This window comes from Caulobacter flavus (genome assembly GCF_003722335.1).
Lineage (GTDB): Bacteria > Pseudomonadota > Alphaproteobacteria > Caulobacterales > Caulobacteraceae > Caulobacter > Caulobacter flavus.
Genome location: NZ_CP026100.1, coordinates 1,480,969 through 1,499,736, shown reverse-complemented (window position 1 = coordinate 1,499,736; position 18,768 = coordinate 1,480,969). Strand labels below are relative to the sequence as shown.

Here is an 18,768-nt window from a genome sequence, read left to right as displayed (position 1 = left end):
GCGTATCGGTTCAGGGCTGGAGATCCGTCACATGCCGCTCGCCGCCCGCCTCGTTGCTCCCCTCTCCATCGGTCTCGCCCTGCTGGCCGCGCCCGTGCTGGCGTTCGCCGCCGGCGCCGACGACGAGGTGGTGGCCACGGCCAAGACGACGTCGAGCCCGGCCCAGGCGGCGGCCGCCCCCGCCCCGGCCGCGCCCGAGGCCACCCGCCCCCTGACCACCCAGGAACAGATCGACGCCTGGCTGAAGGCCTCGCCGGTCAAGACCACGGCTCAGGACGGCGGCGAGCCGCTGAACCTGTCGCGCGACGACGACGCCGGCCCGATCAAGCGCAAGGTCCATGGCAGCGTCGAGGTCGGCGTCGGCACCGGCGGCTACCGCCACATGTCGGCGACCGCCCTGTTCCCCGTCGGCGAGACCGGCACGCTGGGCGTCGCCGTCTCGCAGACCGAGTTCGGCAAGAACGGCCGCTGGGGCTATGGCTACGACGAGTTCGGCTACGGCCCTGGATATGGCGGCCCAGGCTACGGCGGTTACGGCTACGGCGGTTATGGCCCCTACGGCTTCGCCCGCGGCGGCAAGAGCCAGTCGGTCGCCCTGTCGCTCGACATGTCGGGCCGCGGCGCGTCGGCCGAGCGCTGCGTCGACGGCGTGCGCGCCGACGACGGCCGCTATGTCGAGCCGCTGTGGGCCACCCAGATGCGCGGGTCCCAGCGCCCCTGCGACATCGACGGCCGTCCCTGACGAGACGATTCCGGCGTTCGCCGAAGCTTAACGGCTTGCCGTCATGGTGCGCCCAAACGGGGACCTTCGGGCGTAAGCATGCAGCCGGACATCACAGCGTACCACCACGCCGCCACCGGGCGGGTGACCTATCTCGTCGCTGATCCGGCGACCCTGCTCTGCGCCATCGTCGATCCGGTGCTCGATTTCGACCCGGCCACCGGCGAGACCTCGACCGCCTTCGTCGACGCCATCATCGCCGACATTCGCGCGCGGGACCTGGGCCCGACCTGGATCCTCGAGACCGCCGTCCATACCGGCCACCTGTCGGCCGCCGGCCACCTGAAATACGAGACCGGCGCCTCGGTCGCCATCGGCGCCCACGTGCTGGAAAGCCTGCAGCGCCTCGTCCCGGCGCTGGGCGCCGAGGGCGTCGACCTGGAAGGCTGGGACTTCGACAAGCTGGCCCGCGAGGACGACGAGCCGCTGATCATGGGCGGGATCGAGTTCCACCCCATCGCTCTTTCCGGCCGCCTGCCCGGCGCCGTGGCCTACAAGGCTGGCGACGTGCTCTTCGTCGGCGACGCCATCCTGCCTGCCGGCCTGCCGGCCAGCGACGCCCCCGGCGCCGACGCCGCCGGCCTGTTCGCCGACGCCCGCAAGCTGCTGTCGCTGCCTGACGACGTCCGCGTTCTGTCCAGCTGGGCCGGCGAGGACCCGGCCGCCGCCGACAGCACCGTCGCCGCCCACAAGGCCGCCAACCCCGACGCCGGCGACGCCGTTGCGCAGGCCGAGTTCGTCGCCCGTCGCGGCGGCGAAGCGGTCGAGCCTTCGGCGCTGACCATCGCCGCCCTCGACGTGGCGGTGCGCTCGGGCAAGCTGCCTCCGGTCGGTGAAAACGGCGTGCGCTTTCCGCCGCGGAACATTCGTTCTCTTTAAAAACTCACTTGCCACGACGGTCGCCGACGCGCCTAATGCTTCGCACGTGAAGTATCAGGAGGCCCCGTCATGGCCGACGACCAGAGCGCCAATCTCACCGCCGTCCAGGCCGGCAGCCTGCCCGACCACCTGGGCCTGCAATGGCAGGAGGCGAAGCCCGGCCTGGTGCGCGGCCGCTTCGACGTCGAGCGCCATCACATGGCCCCCAACGGCTTTCTGCACGCCGCCGCGGTGATCGCCCTGGCCGACTCGGCCAGCGGCTACGGCTGCGTGGTCTCGCTGCCCGAGGGCGCGACCGGCTTCACCACCATCGAGCTGAAGTCGAACTTCCTGGGCACCGCCCGCGACGGCGGCGTGGCCTGCGAGGCCAGACTGGTCCACGGCGGCCGCAACACCCAGGTCTGGGACGCCGTCGTCACGGCCGAAGGCACGGGCAAAACCATCGCCCTTTTCCGCTGCACCCAGATGATTTTGTACCCTAAGGCCTGAGCCGCGACGGCGGGTCGCGGCCCGCCGCAAGAAAAGACGGAAAAGCGCATCATAGCCTCTTGCGCTCTTCCGGCGGCTTGGATAGGTATCCCGCCCTCACTCAAGGCCGGCCCCAAGCTGGCCACGAAGACCCCCTGGAGAGGTGGCAGAGTGGTCGAATGTACCGCACTCGAAATGCGGCGTGCCTGGAAGGGCACCGTGGGTTCGAATCCCACCCTCTCCGCCACTACCCCATCCTGACAAATCCGACCACGTCCGCGGACGCCCGGCAAATCCCCGTCTCATAAGGGGAGATCGCCGAGACGTGCTTCGACACGCTCACCGCCCCACATCGCATGTTTGGGACGAAGCGTGGGACCTAGTGACCCGGCCTTGGGAACGCCTGACTAGCTGTCAGGTAAAGCGAGCCACGCAGCCGGGCCAGCGCCTGTCGCGTCATCGCGCCGCCCCTCCTGGCAACCTCGCATCACAGGTACGCCAGTCACCGCCGCCCGATCTAGCTGGCCTTCTTCTTCCTCTTGCGGCTCGCGGCTCTCGGCGAGGATCGACCAGCTTTGCCGCGCCGCCGCCCAGGAAACCGACGGGACGCATCCTGGGCGATATCGAAATAGGCCACATAGCGGCGCCAGATCGCGTTGCCGACATCCTGGCGGAGCAAAGGCCCCGGCACCTCGGAGACGTCGCGTGTCTCGATCGTGAAGTCGTAGATCACCTTGTCGCCGTCCCGACGCGGCTGATGGCTGACCAGGGCGAAGAACAGAAGCTCCTCCTGGCTGCGACCCGTGCGGGTGCGCGATCGGACCCGCACCCTGAGCGGCGCCCATAGCATCTTCCCCGACTCCTCGGCGACCGCCTGATGGAACGCCCAAGCTTGGACGAGCGTGGGCGGCAGCGGCACCTCGATCGACTGATCGGCCGCCAAGCTTTCCAGGTCGGTGTGAAACCGCGCGGTCATCGCGAAAGTCCTATGGCCCGGCGCCAGGGTACGGCCGCGGTGTTCGCCGAGCGCGACGCCGATCGGCGCCCCGAGATAGGCCAGAGGTCTAGAGCCGGGCGGGCCGATCGGCCTGGGCGCGCCGACGTCGATCAGCGCCTCCAGTTCGTCGCTGATCAGAAGCTCGCAACGGACCTCGACGCCGCGCACCGCGCCTGGGCCGATATTGGCGATCTTCAGACTAGGCGGCCCGCCGTGCGGCGCCTCGGTTCGCAGGCTGTCGGGACAGGCGGTCATGCACATGGTGGTGGGCCTGGGCGTGGCCACGAGAAGCGCCTCGTCGGCCGCCTGTCGTTGCCGACGCATTTCGCGATAGCTCCACCAGGCGATGATGGCGGCGACGCCGGCCACCGGCAGGGCGGCCGTCTGGGTGGCGACCTGCAGGAGATCGCCCCAGTCGGGGGGAGCCAGCGTCGAAGGGTCGATGTTCAGCGGAAAACGGGTACGCATGATCGATCTCCTTTCGCGGCCTAGTCATTGGACGCGGCGGGCGGCGCGCCACGTTCCAGAAACAGCTCGGAGGCGTCGTCCTCGAAGGCGTTCATGATGCGCACGATCGTCGAGACCGCCTCCACGCCCGAACGGGCGGCGTCGTCGAGGCGGTCAAGCCGGCGGCGCAGCTGCGTGCGGGTCGGGTTGCGGAACTCGGCCGGCGCCAAGCCCGCCAAGCTCGCGGCCTGGATCAGCAGCGGGGAGCGCCCGAACTTACGGATCGAGTTCAACGAACCGATCGACTCGCGAACGCGCTGCCAGCCCTCCAGTTGGACGGGGCTGGGCCCGTCGAACAGCTCGCCGCAGACCGGGTATGCGGCCAGAAACTTGCGAAACAGCCCCCGGTCGGTGACCCCCGGACGCAGCGCGCGGCTGAGGTCCAGGCGCCAGGTTTCGAGCGCGTCGGCGGCGGTGGTCAACGAATGGGCGCCGTTCTCGAACGAGACCCGTCCACGCTCGGTGGCCTCCAGTTGCTCGGCCACGTGCAGCAGGCGGGATGCTGTTCCTCTTACGGCCGCGGCGAAAACGCGCTCGCTCGGCTCACGCGTCCAGCTGTAGGCTGGCTGGCCGATCCACACCGTCCGCGCGGAGTCGCGCGGCGGCAGACCGCAGCGCTCGGCCAGCTTCCACATCGTGCGCTCGATGCCCGGGATCAGACTTTCGGCGTAGCGCCGGACAGGCAGGCCTTGGAGTTCGGCCTGCAGGTACAGACAGCTATAGAGGTAGGCCAGTTCGCCGAGCAGTTGGGTGGCCCGTTCGGGCGAGAGGCGCCGGGTGCAATCCCCGATCTTCTTCACACGGCCGTCGCGGAAGTGCTGGCCGATCAGCTTGGCCGTGACGTCCTCCACGCGGATGTCGGCCAGCGCTTTGCCGTTCAGGTCGCGCACCAGGCTGAACACGCGAGGATCGCGGACGATAGCGAAGGGGTCAAAGTAGGGGGGCGTCACCCGGGAGGTGGAGACGGCCCTGACCGTCTCCACCGGCAGGACGAGGGCCGCCGCCCTCGCCCCCCCGGCGGCGGGCGGCGGGCGATCGTCGTCACCCCCGTCCTGTCCGTTGTCGTTGGCCACCGCGTTGAGCGGCAGTAGACCGCCGAGGAGTTCCTCCCCTTCGGTAAGGCTAGGTTGGTGGGACATAGTCTTTCTCCGATTGAGGGTTGAAAGCCTCGGCGGCCGAGCCGCTCGTCCCCCGGTGGTCCGAGCGGGCACTGCCACCGTACATCAACTTCGAAACATGGCTAACGATCAATAGGCAATTTGCGAAGAACTCTTGAAACAACCTAGGGATTACTGCATAAGCGGCCAAATCGAGCGGAATTCCCTCGATCTAATCTCAACAATTACTCAAATGCGCGGGATCGCGTGGCAGGCCTTCGGGCCTTTGCGCGTCGGCGTCCACTTTCCGCTAGGGAAGGCGTCCTGTTCTGTGCGGCGGCGCGCAGAAGGTCCAATTCATGGGCGCCAGATTCCGCGAAAGCGCGGAAAACCCGTTTCGGCGGCTTGTAACCGTCCGTCGGCTGAGGGCACACTTCGCCCGGGGATTGAGCGTGAACAAAAATTCGCGTGCAGTTAGGGGGCGAGACGGTGCGAGTGGAGATGTCCGACCGACATAAGTCGGTCGCCAGGAATTTGCTGAAACGCTGGCAAGCTGAAAGGAACGGCGCGCAGCCCAAGGTGCGATCCCAGCGGCTTTTCGACGACAAGATCGGCCTCAGCCTCAACGCCCGCATCCGCATCGCCGCGGCGCTGTTCGGCAAGGTCGGGCCGTTCTGCAAAGCCTTGGGCGTACCCGACGAACACATAAGACAACGCCAGCCCAGCCCGGACACTGTCGCCAAGGTCGTGGCCTATCTCGACGACGAGCACTACCCGATCCTGGAAAGCGCTTTCCGGGGCGCGCGGCTGTCTTGGGAAGACCCCGCCGCCGACCCCATCGCCGAGTGCTTCACCTGGTTCACGACCGGGCACCTGCCGCTCTGCGACGCGCGCGACCTCATGCCCGAGGCCACCTTTCACGACGAGTCGAAGGAACGAAAGGATTTGCTGGACGAGGTCGAGCGGTTCCTGCGCGGACCGACCCTCCAGCCGATCATGACCCTGGTGGGGGACGGCATGTGCGAGGGCCTGCATGCGTTCGCAGGCGCGCTCTGCGAGAGGCTGGGGCCCCAATCAGCCCAGCGCCGGCCTATCTGCTATCTGCCCGTCTCGCGTCTTCTGGTCTCGAAGAAGCCGCTCCGTTACGACAAGGTCTCTTACGCCAAGCTGGTCGGGTATCTGGCCGCTTTCTATCGGCGCGAGCCGCTAGCCGACGCCCCCTGGCCGATTTCCTCGGCCGCCATGCGCGCGGAGTTGCAGTTCGTTCGCCGCAACATGGCCATCGACCCCTGTACGCTGATCCTGGACGGGTTCAGCACCTTCGAGAGCACTTTGCCGCGACTGGCGGCGCTGATGATCGACGATGGGTTGGCCTCGCTGCTCGACGAGCTGATCCATCCCTATCGCGGCGTCGACGCCGCCGAGCGCCCCGCGCTGGCCTTCAACGACAACCGCTTCATTGTCCTGGCCTCGAGCCCGGTACGGTTCGACAGCCCCTTCGCCGTCATCGCGCCGCCGCTGGACCAGCCCGACGCGACCACCATGGGCAAGATCGCCAGGGATCAGGGCCGCCACGACAGGATGGTCAAAGCCGCCCAGACCATGGCGGCGGACAAGACCGATGTCGCCCTGGCGCTGGTTCAGATGCTGATCACCGAGGGCGATGACGATCAGGCCGCTCGCGCCATATCGATAAGCACCGAAGCGGATCTGGCGCGAGAAGTTCTCTGTATGTTGCGGGAGCATCCCGTGACCCTCGCCGTCGTCACCTGCGCGGCGCTGATGCCGGACGGGGTTCGGCTAGCGACCCTGAACCGCGTACTGGGCGCCTGGCGCGAGGCATGGGACGAGGCCGCGCTGGACCAGCCGTGCTGGAATCTCGACGCGGCGCTGCAGGAGAATGACCGGACCTCTCCCAAGCCCTTGTCGCAGGCGATCAACGAGGCGATCGACTGTCTGGAGCCGCTGCTGACGCAAGGCCAGGACGCCAAAATCCTGGGCCTGGACACCCTGGACCATGCCCGCGAACGCCTGGAGTTCGCCACGGCCCGACGGCGAGAGGACAGCGAGTTCCCGAGCGGAGACGACTGCTTCGATTGCACCTACCTGGATTTCACCGCGCCGCGGCTGCGCAACCTGCTGATCGAGCATCTGATCGAGAATGAGGCCGATCATTCCGCTCTGGCGCGCCTGCACCGACTGCTCGGTGAAGAAATGCTGTTGCAGTACAATCTGATCGTCCGCCATGGCGATTGGCGCGATTCAGACGACATTCGCTTTTTCCGCCGCCTCTTCCAGGCGATCTATCACGGCGCCTGCAGTCTGGCCCTGGGTCCGGGCAAGAGCGACCCGGGCCTGCATGGACTGTCGTTCCGGGCGCTGCCGGCCCAGAACTCGATCAGCTTCGTGCGCTACTACGCCGTCTTTTACCGGGCGCTGCTGGAAGCGCCGCCGGAATGGCACCTCACCCGAACGCAGGGCCGCGACGACATAAAGGTCGATCTGCTGCGCCTGATGATGAATGTCGGCTCGGGCGATCCGTGGGCGTTCCTCAGCGACAAGGCCCTGCTCGAAACCCGGATCCCGCCCTTCCTGACCGTCGAGCGCGCCGATATCGAAGCCGAAGCCAAGGCCATGGGAGATGGCGTCGGACCAGGCCTGAACGCCGGCAACGTCGAGACGCGCCTGACGCTCATCTCCGAACAGTTCACGTCCCTGGCCAAAGCGGCCCTGCGCAACAACGAACTTGATCTGGTGGACGAGGCGCTCGACGCCAGTCGGGAACTCTTCAGGATCTGGCCCGATTCAGAGGCCTTCCGGCCGAGAAGGAAAGAGGCCCAGGCCGGCGAGGCCTCGGGCAAGGCCAGCAAGGACGCTCCGCCGAACTATTTCGCATGGGACGCCAAGCGCCGGGCGCAACTGGCCATGGCGCGGACTGAAATCGATCTGGGCATTGTCCGGGACGATCAGCGCCAGGATCGGCGAGCCAAAGCGATCCTCAAGGAATTCGGCTTCGAAGAGGCCTGGCTGAAACTCTTCGAGACCCCGGCCATCACCCTGCGGACCCCCAACTTCGGCGATGCGGTGGAGACCTGGCTGGAGAGCTTCCAAGACCAGGTCGCCCAAAAGGTGACGTCCGACCACGGCCTGTCGGAGACCTTGGCGGCGTGGTCGGATCTGCTCAGCGCGGTAGCCGAGATCGACATCATTCACGCCGGCGACATGGCCCCGAGCCATCCACGCCGGCAAACTCTGTTCATGCGCGCCTTCCTGTACCTGGCCGCGGGGGATCGCCTTCGCCGCTCGAGCTTCGCCTTCTCCCCCCTTGCCCGAGATTTTCATATCAACCCGCACGGCGCGCGCGTGCTCGTCCGCGGCCTGCTGCAGCTGATCAAGGCGGCGCGCTACAAGCCCGAACTGGACGAAACCGCCACCGCCGAAGTCACCGCGCAAGTCTCGACTCCCGCACCCACCATAGACCCGGCCACCGTGCAGTATCTGGTTTCGCAGGCCCGTCGTCAGATGGACATGCTCGGGCGCCTCGTCGCCCGCTATCCGACCGAAAGGCCAAGCCTGCTCATCCTGGATGCGGCCTTCGCGAGGCAGGCCGGGACCGATCCTCTCGCCGATCTCAAAGTGGCCGAACGCCTGCTGGCCGAGGCCGACGCCCAGATGGGGGCCGCGGCGCACCGGCCACGCGTCCGCCTCCGCTTGATGCGCGAGCGTGCGAAGGTCTATCGGGGCATCGCCATGCTGACACAGGGCGAGGAGCAGAAAACCTACGCCCAGCTAGCCTATCTTGAGATCGACCGCCTCTATCGCCTGGCTCATCACGGCGGACTGACGCTCTGGGAGTCGATCGCCAAGCGCCAGCGCAGCAAGATGAACAGGCTAGCGGCGCTCGGAAGGTTGCCGGCCGCCGACATCCCGGGGCTGCTCGAGCTGCAAGGCGCCTAGGCGGCCCGCGCCCGGGCGTTGCCGTGTTCCGCAAGATCGCGGTGGAAAGCTGCTTTCAGTGATGAGCCGCCCGCTGATTTTCGGGCGATCAGAGCGGTCGCTCAGACAGGCACAACCCTAAGGGCAATTGGATCACACAGACAATTAAAGCTTGCAGCCTGGGGTAAAGAGCCCCAAGCTTGACCAGGGCGGCTCAGGGAGGGGCGGGTCGTGGGGTTTGCGTCGCGCTTTCGCATGGTCAGGTTCGCGGAGCCGGCGTCGCCGGCGTTCGACCCGTCCCCGCGCGCCGCCGTCCCCGCCCGCCACAACGGCGACGGCGCGCTCGCGCGAACCGATCAGCAGCCGGCCTGGCGGCCCATTCTGCTTCTGGCTTCCTTGATCGCGCTGCTAGGACCCGCTCCGCTGGCGACAGCGCAGGGGGCCCAGGACACCGCGCCGCTGATCATCACCTACTATGGGGTCAGCACCCTGCTGCTGTCGGCGGGCGAGGACCAGATCCTCGTCGACGGCTTCTTTACGCGCCCCGACCTGCGCCAGACGATCCTTGGCGCCGTCGGCCCAGACCAGCGCCTGATCGAGCGCCGCCTCGACGACGCCAAGGTCACGAGATTGCGGGCGGTGCTGGTGGCCCACGCTCATCATGACCACTCGCTCGACGCGGCCGCCATCGCGCGCCTGACCGAAACGCCGAAGGGCCCGCGCCTGAAGAGCGACGCCCTGGTGATCGGCGACGCGTCGACGGCGCGACTGGTCCGCGCCAACGGCGTGCCGGAGGCGCGCAGCCCGATCCTCCAGGATGGCTCGGTGTTCCGGCTCGGGCCGTTCACGGTGACCGCCTACAAGGTCGATCATGGCCCTGGCTGGCCGCCCCTGCGCTGGCTGCTGACGGGCGACATGCGCGCCGGCCGCAAGCTGCCAGCCTGGTTCGGGCAATTGAAGGATCGTGAGAACTATTCTTTCCTGATCACCCATGGCGAGCGCCGGATCCTCGTGCATCCAAGCACCGGGCGCCGCATGCCGGTAGGCGATCGAACGCCTCCGCTGCCCCAAGCCGAACTCGTCTTCCTGGGGGTCGGCGGCCTTGGCAGGAAAGGCGAGGCCGTCTACGCCCGGGAGTACTGGACTAGCGCCCAGGCCGAAACCGGCGCGCGCGCCTTCGTCCCCATCCATTGGGATCGCTTCACCGATCCGCTCGAGGCGGGTCTGCGCGACAGCCCTCCACCGCTGGACAAGCCTTCCAGGACCTTCGCGATCTTGCAGGCGAACCAGGCGCCCGGCGTTGTCGTCTGCTTCCTGCCGCCGCTGTCTCCCCTGACGATCCCGTCCTCGGGTCCAGCGCCCGCGATCGCCGCGCGCGGCGGCGAGGCGCTGTCGGCCCGTCCTCCCTGCGTGATCGTCCCGCCTGTCTCGAGCCCATCATGAACCTGCCGACCGACGACATGAACGGCTTCGTCCGCGCGCCAACGGGTTGGCCCGATAAGGCGCCCGACGTCTGGATCTCGCAGACCGGCGGCGCCCCCGTCATCCTGGTGCACGAGCTACCGTCGATCACGCCGGAGGTCATGCACCTGGCCCGCGCTCTGGTCACCGCCGGCTTTCGGGTCCACCTTCCCGACTTCTTCGGCGAGCCCGGCCGCCGGCCCAGCCAGTCCCAACAGGCCGCGAACTTTGCCGCGGCCTGCATACGTACGGACATCCTGGCCGCCTTGCCCTTCGAGACCACCCGCGGCGCGGTCGGCTGGCTGCGTCGGCTCGCCGACCAGGTAGGCGGCGTCGACCGGCCCGTTGGGATCATCGGACTTTGTCTGACCGGCGGCTTCGCGATTGCCGCCGCCACTCAGGACAGCGTGGGCGCTGCTGTCGCCTGCGAACCCTCGCTTCCACTGCTTTCCGGCGACAAGATCGACCTGTCCAAGGCCGACCAGGCCAAGGTCTCGGCACGGATGGAGGCGGGCGAGCTTGGCGCGATGATCTTCCGCTTCGAGGGCGACAAGGCCTCGCCGTGCACGCGCCTCAAGCGCTTTGGGGCCGTCATGCCGGTCGGGCTGGGGTCCCGCTGCCTGCCCGACGACGCGGCCGACCTCAACAGCCCCTCGCAGCTCAAGCATCACAGCGTGATGACCAGCCACCTTGTCGAGGGGCCCGGCTCGCTGACGGTCCACGCCCGCGACGAGATGATCGCCTTCCTACGGTGGCGGATCGAGGGCGGGCCGCCCCCGACCTTCGACAGCGGTCTGCGCGACTGCCTCAAACAGGGCTGCAAACGCAAACCCGGCTCGGGGCCGTCCGCGGCGCCCGCGCGGGTCTTTCCTTGAGCCGGACCGCGAGGCGATCGCGCCTTGCGCTTCACAACATAGCTATCTCGCCCACGAACGGTCGATTGCGGGGGAACCATGACCGAGGATGAAAACCCCAGGGTGGCGCGCGAGGCGCTCTGCGAACGCTATGCCCGCTATGTCGTATCCCCTTCCCTGGTCATCGCCATGGAAAGCGGCGAGGGGGTCCAGGTCATCATAGACCCCAATCTCGACTATCCCGGCGGACGGGACGCGGCGCTCAAGGAAATCGTCGCCCTGCTAAAGCGCGTGGGGGCGCGCCCCCTGCCCTACTCGACGCGTCACCACGTGTTCGCCAAGCTGAATGCGGCCCAGCTGAGCGAGCTCGTCAAGATCGACGGCGACGAGGAGGCCGCGCCCCGCACCTTGGCGGAGGCGAGCGAGGCGCTGCGCAAGGCGCGCGCGATCTACAAGGTCTGGCGCGACACGCCGCTGCTGGCTCACCTCGACCGCTCGGTGCGCCTGGTCAAGGCCGACGCCTGCGCACGAACCTTCGGTTCGGAGGGACGCGGGGTGACATGGGCGGTGATCGACAGCGGGATCGACAAGGATCACCCCCATTTCATCACTTACGACTCCCTGGGCCAGAATGTAGCCCAAGGCGCGAACGTCGGCGCGCCGCCCGCGCCGGCCGAGCACCGCGACTTCACCGGCGAGGGCGATCCCCTTCGCGACGATTTCGGCCACGGCACCCACGTCGCCGGGATCATCGCCGGCGCCACGCCTTGCGACCCGCCGGTCCTGGGTGATCCCGCGCCACGACCCAGCGCTCCAGGGGCCGTGCGGCTCTCGCGCCGACGCGACGAGACCAAGTCCGTGCGACTGCACGCCGAGGTGATCGGCCACGGCCTGAGCGGCGTGGCCCCCCGCTGCCGGCTGGTCAGCCTCAAGGTGCTGAACGCCGAGGGCAAGGGCCATGAAAGCGCCCTGCTCGCCGCCCTTGACCATGTCGACGAGCTCAACGCCGACGGCCAGCGCATCCGGATCCATGGGGTCAATATCTCGATCGGCTACCCGTTCGAGGCCGAATGGTACGCCGCCGGCCAAAGCCCGGTCTGCGTCGCCGTCGACCGCCTGGTGGCCCATGGCGTCATCGTCGTGGTCTCGGCCGGCAACGAGGGTTCGGTGATGATCCGACCCGAGGGGTCGGACGGCAACAAGCGCATCGGCCTCGACCAGTCGATTTCCGACCCCGGCAACGCCGCACGGGCCATCACCGTCGGCTCGACCCATCCCGAAGCGCCCCACACCTTCGGCGTCTCCTACTTCTCTTCGAGAGGCCCGACCGCCGACGGCCGGGCCAAGCCCGATCTCGTCGCGCCGGGCGAGCGGATCCTGTCGTGCGCCTCGTCGGCTACGGTACGGGAGGCCTGCGAGGACATCCGGCTGGTCGAGAAGTTCACGCCCGAAGCGGGGGTGGCCTATTACCGCGAGGAGAGCGGCACCAGCATGGCCGCACCGCACGTCTCCGGCGCCTGCGCGGCTTTCCTCTCGGTCCACAAGGAATTCGTCGGCCAGCCCGAGGCGGTCAAGGCCGCCCTGCTGGAAAGCGCCACCGATCTCGATCGCAAGCGGGACTTCCAGGGCGCCGGCCTTCTGGACCTGCTGCGCGCCATCCAATCCCGATAAGGAGGTCCCGCCATGGCCGATATCGCCGGCTATCCCTATGCCGAAATCGTCTTCAAGCTCGACGGCCAAGGCCGCCTGCAGCCGTCCGCCCTGCCGACCCCGCCTGCCGGCGTCACCGATCTCGTCATCGTGTCGCACGGCTGGCACATGGACGCGGCCGCCTCGCAAAATCTCTACCGGACCCTGATCGGCAATCTGGCCACGGCGGACGCGGGCCGCTTCGACGCGGCCGGGCGAAAAGTGGTCGTCTGGGGCGTCTTCTGGCCCTCAGACCGCTTTCGCGACGACCTGGGCCGTGAAACCGAGCAGGTTCTGGGCGGCCAGGCGGCTTCGGCGGGCGGAGAACTGCATCTCGACGTCCTTCGCAGGCAGGCGCGCGGCGTGGCCGAGTTCCTTGGTCTTGATCCGGCCCAACTGGCCATCCAGGCCGAACTGGCCACCGGCGGCGGCGGAGACGCCGACACCCTGGCCAACATCCTGAGGGCGGCGGCGGCCCGCACGGGCGCCGCGGATGCCGACACCCAGCGGGACCACAAAGAGCTCCTGGCGCTGCCCGGCTCGCAGATCGTTGACAGTCTCGGCAGGCAGAACGCCGCCGCGCCCGACGCTGTGTCAGGCGGCGGCGCAGCGGCGGGCTTCCATCCCGAAGACGACGCCTCGGACGGGGGCCAGGCCCAGGGCTTCTTCAGCGGTGCGACCGCAGGCGTCGCCAAGCTGCTCAATCAGGTCGCCTATTACGAGCTGAAGAAGCGCGCGGGACTGGTCGGTGAGCGGCTGGGAACCATGCTCGACGCCGCTCCCGCCCTGGCCAATATCCGCCTGCACCTGGTCGGTCACAGCTTTGGCGCGCGACTGGTGACGGCGGCGGCCAAGTCCATGGCCCAGCGCAAGGTCGCCAGCATGACCCTGCTGCAGGCGGCCTTCTCGCACAATTCGTTCGGCGCAAACCTGCGCTATGGGCCGCTCTACAACATCGCCGCTGGCGGCTTCCGCGACGTGCTCACCCAAAAGCGGGTGACGGGTCCCATCGCCATCACCCATACTTGGCGCGACGAGGCCGTGGGCCTGGCCTATCCAGCGGCCTCGCGCGTGTCCCAGACGATCAGCAATCTGATCAGCGTGTCCCCTAATTTTGGCGGAAGCCTGGATGTCTTTGGCGGGCTCGGAGCCAATGGGGCCAGAGGGCTGACCAACGCCGAGGGGACCGACGTCGTCTATACCGACGACCTGGTGTTGCCGCACGGACGGGTCACCAACATTCTTTGCGACGCCATCGAGAACCACAACGACGTCGACCGCATTGAATGCGCCCGGATCGTTCGCGCCGCCATGGCGTTGGGCTGAGCCCTCGCATCTGGGCCTCAGGCGGCGTTCTCCCAGGCCGAGACCGCCGCCACGAACTGCGCCGATGTCGATCGCCATATACCTCGGCGTTCTGGCTCAACTCGGGAGGCTTTGTTGATCCCTAGCCGCGCCGCGTGCTTTCGCGTTCGACCAGCCGCGACGGCACGACGCGGGCCACGCAGGTCGCGCCGGCCTCCAGGTCGAGCAGCTCCATGGCCGTAGCCACGTGGGCCTCGACGTCCTGGTCGAACGAGGTCAGGCGGTAGGGGGCCCAGGCGGCCATGTCGAGATTATCGAAGCCCACCACAAGCACGTCGGCGGGCGCCGTCAGGCCGAAGTCCTCGCGCAGCATGTCGATGACGCCGAAGGCGGCGAGGTCGTTGGCGCAGAACAGGGCGTCGGGGCGCTCGGCGCCGGAGAACAGGTCGCGCGCGGCGCGCGCGCCGCTGGCGTAGTCGTAGCCCCCGCCGGCCCGCATCGCGGGCGGCAGGCCCAGCTTCTCGAGGCCGTGGGCGAAGCCGGCCTCGCGGGCGACCTGGGCCGGGCTGTCGCCGGGTCCGGCCACGAAGCCGAAGCGCGTCCCGCCCCGCTCGCGCAGCAGCCGGGCGGCCGCCTCGCCGGCGGCGAAGTTGTCGGACGACACCGAGCGGATCCAGTCGCCCGACAGGTCCGAATTCAGGGTCACGATCGGAATCCTCAGCTTCGACAGCTGGTCGGCGGCGTCCTGCGAGGTCAGGGCCAGGGCCGAGACCACCGCGTCGACGCGGTAGCCGGCCAGCTGGTCGACCACGCCGTCGAGGATGCGGTCGCTCTCGACCCGCACCAGCAGCATCTGCAGCCCCCGCGCGGTCAGCGCCTTGGAGAACGCCTCCAGGGTCATGGCGAAGTAGGGGTTGTAGAAGCCGCCCACCACCACGGCGACGATGCCCGAGCGGTTGGTCTGCAGGATCTTGGGCAAGAGGTTGGGCCGATAGCCCAGGGCCTCGGCGGCCGCCATGACCTTGGCGCGCGTGGCCTGCGCGATCCGGGCGCCCGGCGTGAAGGCGCGCGACACCGCCGACTGCGACACCCCCGCCGCCCTGGCCACGTCGGTCGACGACGGCGGCCGCCAGTTCCCGCTCATGCGGCGATCCCTCGCACCATTTTCCCCTGGCGCCCTCTATTAGAGGCTTGCGTTCGGAATGGCGAGTGAATAGCTATGCACACATTCGACCAACCGCAGCGCGGCCCTTAACCGCGCGCCGTCCCCGCCGGGCCTTTTCGTCCGGGCGGGCGCAGGCGCGTGCGCGACCGGCCTCGCGGCTCTCCGCCCCAGCAAGGTTCGCCATGAGCGCCCATCCGTCCGCCCGCAGCGCCCCGTCCGCGGGACCCGTCCAACTGGCCCTGGCGCTGGGCGGCTTCGCCATCGGCACCACCGAGTTCGCCTCGATGAGCCTGCTGCCCGACTTCGCCCGCGCCCTGGGCGTCGACGAGCCGACGGCCGGCCACGCCATCAGCGCCTATGCCCTGGGCGTCGTCGTCGGCGCGCCGGTGATCGCGGTGCTGGCCGCCAGGATCGCCCGCCGCACCCTGCTGGTCGGCCTGATGGTGCTGTTCGCCATCGGCAACGGGCTGTCGGCCCTGTCGCCGACCTTCGAGACCATGGTGATCTTCCGCTTCCTCAGCGGCCTGCCGCATGGCGCCTATTTCGGCGTGGCGGCCCTGGTCGCCGCCTCGCTGGCCGCGCCCGACAAGCGGGCCTCGGCCGTGGCCCGGGTGATGATCGGCCTGACCGTGGCGACCATCGTCGGCGTGCCGCTGGCCAACGCGGTCGGCCAGTGGATCGGCTGGCGCTGGGGCTTCGTCATCGTCTCGGTGCTGGCGGCCCTGACCGCCGTCTCGGTGTTCCTGCTGGCCCCGCGCGAGCCCGCGCCGAAGGACGCCAGCCCCCTTCGTGAACTGTCGGCCCTGGCCAGCCGCCGCGTCTGGCTGACGCTGGGCATCGGCGCCATCGGCTTCGGCGGCATGTTCGCCGTCTACACCTACCTGGCCTCGACCCTGATCGAGGTCACCCACGCCTCGCCCGCCGCCCTGCCTGGCGTGCTTATGGTGTTCGGCCTGGGCATGACCGCCGGCACCCTGGTCTGCGCCTGGGCCGCCGACCGCGCCCTGATGCCGGCCGTCGGCGCCATCCTGCTGTGGAGCGTCGCCTCGCTGGCCCTCTACCCCATGGCCGTGGGCAGCCTGTGGACCCTGGTCCCGGTGGTGTTCCTGATCGGCTGCGGCGGCGGGCTGGGCGCGGCCCTGCAGACCCGCCTGATGGACGTGGCCGGCGAGGCCCAGACCCTGGCGGCGGCGCTGAACCACTCGGCCTTCAACACCGCCAACGCCCTGGGCCCCTGGCTCGCGGGCCTGGCCGTGGCCGGCGGCTTCGGCTGGCGCTCGACCGGCTGGGTCGGCTGCGCCCTGGCGGCCGGCGGCTTCGTGATCTGGGCGATCGCCGTGTGGGACGACCGCCGCGAACGGGCGATGGCGGCAGCCTAGCGACCGCCTAGCGAGCGGGGGGCTTCGGCGCCGGCGTCCAGGGCCAGACCTTGCGCCGGTCCGACTTCAGGACCCTGTCCTCGTAGCGCGCCTCGGTCTGGGTATCGGGCGCGGTGTAGACGTCGGGCCCGCCGTAAAGCACCATTCGCGCGCGGAGCCCCACCTCGGTGAAGGCCTCATGGCAGGAGGTCGGGGCGGCCACCTTGAACTCGACCTTGGCTGGCCCCTTGAGCACGTGCTCGGCCCGGACCACGGCGGGTTCGTCCTCGCTGCGATAGGGCGCGATCACCTCGCCGTCGATGACGGCGGCGGCCTCCGCGATCGTCTCGCGCGCCCGCCGCATCTTCTCGTAGGGCGTAGGCTCGTGGGTCACGACGATCGAGCAGGCGCTCGCCTCGGCGCCCACGCCCACGCCCACCACGGCTCCGACCAGACAGATCCAACGCATCACCGCCCCCTCGACGCCGCGCATAGTGCACGGCGCGAGGGAACGGCCAAGCCCGTCAGGCGACGGTGTGACCCGCCGCAAGCGCCTTGGCCACCGCCTCGGCGCGCGGACCCAGCACCAGATGGACGACCAGACCGTCGAGTCGGACCAGAGCGCGGACGCCGGCGGCCTTCAGGGCGGCTTCGTCCAGCTTGCCCGCATCGGCCAGTTCCAGACGCAGGCGGCTCGAACAGGCGCTGACCGAGACGATGTTGGCCGCGCCGCCGAGGCCCGGCAGCAGGGCCCGGGCGGCCTTGGGATCGGCGGCCTCCACGGGCGCCGCGACCACGGCGGCCGGCGCCTGGACGCCCGCGCCGGCGGCCGTGCGGATCTCGCCGGCCACCTCGTCGGCGATGGGCCCCAGCACGACCTGCAGCGCCTTGTCGGACGGCCGCACGATCCCGCGCGCGCCCAGCGCCTTGAGGCGCGGCTCGTCGACCGCCTTCTGGTCGGCGACGATCAGGCGAAGACGGGTGGTGCAGGCGTCGACGCTCACCAGGTTGGCCGCCCCGCCCAGGGCCAGCACGAAGTCGGCCCCGCGCCCGCCGGCGCTGGGCGCCGGGGCGGCGGAGAGGGCCGCGGCCTCGTCGGCGGGTTCACGGCCGGGAGTCTTGAGGTCGAACTTGAGGATGAAGAAGCGGAACAGGCCGTAATAGAGGCCGAAATAGACCGCCCCGATGGGCAGCAGCCACAGGGGGCGCGTCGCCTTGCCGAAATTCAGCACGTAGTCGAACAGGCCCGCCGAGAAGGTGAAGCCCAGCTTGACGTCCAGCAGGTTCATCAGGGCCATGGCCGCGCCGGTCAGCACCGCGTGCACGGCGTAGAGCAGCGGGGCCAGGAACATGAAGGAGAACTCGATCGGCTCGGTCACGCCCGTCAGGAACGAGGTCAGGGCCAGCGAGGCCAGCATGCCGCCGACCGCCTTCTTCCGCTCGGGCCGGGCGGTGTGGAACATGGCCAGGCACGCGGCCGGCAGGCCGAACATCATCACCGGGAAGAAGCCGCTCATGAACGCCCCGGCGCTGGGGTCGTCGGCGAAGAAGCGCCGCAGGTCGCCAGTCGCGCCGTGGAAGTCGCCGATCACGAACCAGGCGATGTTGTTGAGGATGTGGTGCAGGCCGGTGACGATCAGCAGCCGGTTCAGGAAGCCGTAGACGAACAGGCCGATCTCGCCCGAGCCGACGACGCCGCGGCTGGCCGCGTCGACGCCGCCGTTGATGCCGTCGTAGCCGAAGCCGACCAGCAGGGCGATGACGAGGCCCGCCACGCCCGAAATGATCGGCACGAAGCGGCGGCCACTGAAGAAGGCCAGGTACTCGGGCAGCTTGAAGCCCGAGAAGCGGTTGTAGAACAGCCCGCCGATCACACCGGAAAGTATGCCGATCGGCACGCTGAGCTTGGCCAGCGCCTTGGCCTTGTAGGCAGGTCCGGCCAGGTCGACCGCCTCCTTGGGCAGGCCCGCGACCACCTCGGGCGGCACGTGCAGCAGGGCCTTGGCGCCCTCGGTGGCGATCAGGAAGCAGACCACGCCGGCCAGGCCGGCCGCGCCGTTGTTCTCCTTGGCCAGGCCCACCGCCACGCCGATGGCGAACAGCAGGCCGAGGTTGGAGAAGATCGCCTCGCCGGCGGCGGCGATGAACGGAATGTTCAGAAGGTCGGGCTGGCCGAAGCGCAGCAGCAGACCGGCCACCGGCAGCACCGCGATCGGCAGCATCAGGGCCCGGCCCAGCGGCTGGAGGATTTCGAGCGGAGACTTCATCGGC

14 protein-coding genes and 1 tRNA gene are annotated in these 18,768 nt (G+C 69.1%); 10 read left to right on the top strand and 5 right to left on the bottom strand.

Annotated elements, in window-relative coordinates:
* Window positions 1-31 precede the first annotated feature (31 nt).
* The 4 genes from C1707_RS07105 to C1707_RS07090 all read left to right on the top strand — a co-directional run bounded on the left by C1707_RS07105 (window position 32) and on the right by C1707_RS07090 (window position 2,375).
* Window positions 32-742 (top strand): hypothetical protein, encoded by a 711-nt coding sequence (locus tag C1707_RS07105; RefSeq protein ID WP_164467297.1) that lies wholly within the window; start codon window positions 32-34, stop codon window positions 740-742.
* A 78-nt stretch (window positions 743-820) separates the two neighbouring features.
* Window positions 821-1,660: an MBL fold metallo-hydrolase gene (locus C1707_RS07100; protein WP_101711033.1), complete on the top strand. Its 840-nt coding sequence runs from the start codon at window positions 821-823 to the stop codon at window positions 1,658-1,660.
* A 69-nt stretch (window positions 1,661-1,729) separates the two neighbouring features.
* Entirely contained in the window at window positions 1,730-2,149 is a 420-nt protein-coding gene (locus tag C1707_RS07095) for a PaaI family thioesterase (RefSeq protein WP_101711034.1), read from the top strand.
* 136 nt (window positions 2,150-2,285) lie between these two features.
* Window positions 2,286-2,375, top strand: a tRNA-Ser gene (locus tag C1707_RS07090).
* Between the two features lie 270 nt (window positions 2,376-2,645).
* Here C1707_RS07090 and C1707_RS07085 read toward each other — a convergent pair.
* Both C1707_RS07085 and C1707_RS07080 read right to left on the bottom strand, forming a co-directional pair.
* The gene (locus C1707_RS07085) at window positions 2,646-3,593 is read right to left on the bottom strand and encodes a hypothetical protein (protein WP_101711035.1); all 948 of its coding nucleotides are present in this window, start codon (window positions 3,591-3,593) and stop codon (window positions 2,646-2,648) included.
* Window positions 3,594-3,613: 20 nt separating this feature from the next.
* On the bottom strand, window positions 3,614-4,771 hold the full coding sequence (locus C1707_RS07080) for a hypothetical protein (protein WP_145998285.1): 1,158 nt from the start codon (window positions 4,769-4,771) through the stop codon (window positions 3,614-3,616).
* A gap of 459 nt (window positions 4,772-5,230) precedes the next feature.
* On the opposite strand from C1707_RS07080, the gene C1707_RS07075 reads away from it, so the two are divergent.
* From C1707_RS07075 to C1707_RS07055, 5 genes are all read left to right on the top strand, one after another.
* A complete protein-coding gene (locus C1707_RS07075) occupies window positions 5,231-8,686 on the top strand; it encodes a hypothetical protein (protein WP_145998286.1) in 3,456 nt (1,151 codons plus the stop codon).
* Between the two features lie 234 nt (window positions 8,687-8,920).
* Window positions 8,921-10,108 carry an MBL fold metallo-hydrolase gene (locus tag C1707_RS07070; protein ID WP_101711038.1) on the top strand — a complete coding sequence of 396 codons (1,188 nt, stop codon included), beginning with the start codon at window positions 8,921-8,923 and terminating at the stop codon, window positions 10,106-10,108.
* Window positions 10,105-11,001 (top strand): dienelactone hydrolase family protein, encoded by an 897-nt coding sequence (locus C1707_RS07065; protein WP_101711039.1) that lies wholly within the window; start codon window positions 10,105-10,107, stop codon window positions 10,999-11,001. Before C1707_RS07070 ends, C1707_RS07065 begins: the two co-directional genes overlap by 4 nt.
* Window positions 11,002-11,079: 78 nt before the next feature.
* Window positions 11,080-12,651 carry a S8 family peptidase gene (locus tag C1707_RS07060; protein ID WP_101711040.1) on the top strand — a complete coding sequence of 524 codons (1,572 nt, stop codon included), beginning with the start codon at window positions 11,080-11,082 and terminating at the stop codon, window positions 12,649-12,651.
* A 12-nt stretch (window positions 12,652-12,663) separates the two neighbouring features.
* Window positions 12,664-13,995, top strand: coding sequence for a hypothetical protein (locus C1707_RS07055; RefSeq protein ID WP_101711041.1), 1,332 nt, complete (start codon window positions 12,664-12,666; stop codon window positions 13,993-13,995).
* Between the two features lie 121 nt (window positions 13,996-14,116).
* Here the strand turns inward: C1707_RS07055 and C1707_RS07050 are convergent, their stop codons facing one another.
* Window positions 14,117-15,118 carry a LacI family DNA-binding transcriptional regulator gene (locus C1707_RS07050; protein ID WP_101711042.1) on the bottom strand — a complete coding sequence of 334 codons (1,002 nt, stop codon included), beginning with the start codon at window positions 15,116-15,118 and terminating at the stop codon, window positions 14,117-14,119.
* A gap of 203 nt (window positions 15,119-15,321) precedes the next feature.
* On the opposite strand from C1707_RS07050, the gene C1707_RS07045 reads away from it, so the two are divergent.
* Complete coding sequence (locus C1707_RS07045) at window positions 15,322-16,518, top strand: MFS transporter (RefSeq protein WP_101711043.1); 1,197 nt, start codon at window positions 15,322-15,324, stop codon at window positions 16,516-16,518.
* Window positions 16,519-16,525: 7 nt separating this feature from the next.
* Here the strand turns inward: C1707_RS07045 and C1707_RS07040 are convergent, their stop codons facing one another.
* Both C1707_RS07040 and nagE read right to left on the bottom strand, forming a co-directional pair.
* Window positions 16,526-16,966, bottom strand: a complete 441-nt coding sequence (locus C1707_RS07040) for a hypothetical protein (protein ID WP_123170724.1) — start codon at window positions 16,964-16,966, stop codon at window positions 16,526-16,528.
* 55 nt (window positions 16,967-17,021) lie between these two features.
* Window positions 17,022-18,764: an N-acetylglucosamine-specific PTS transporter subunit IIBC gene (nagE, locus tag C1707_RS07035; protein WP_101711045.1), complete on the bottom strand. Its 1,743-nt coding sequence runs from the start codon at window positions 18,762-18,764 to the stop codon at window positions 17,022-17,024.
* Window positions 18,765-18,768 lie beyond the last annotated feature (4 nt).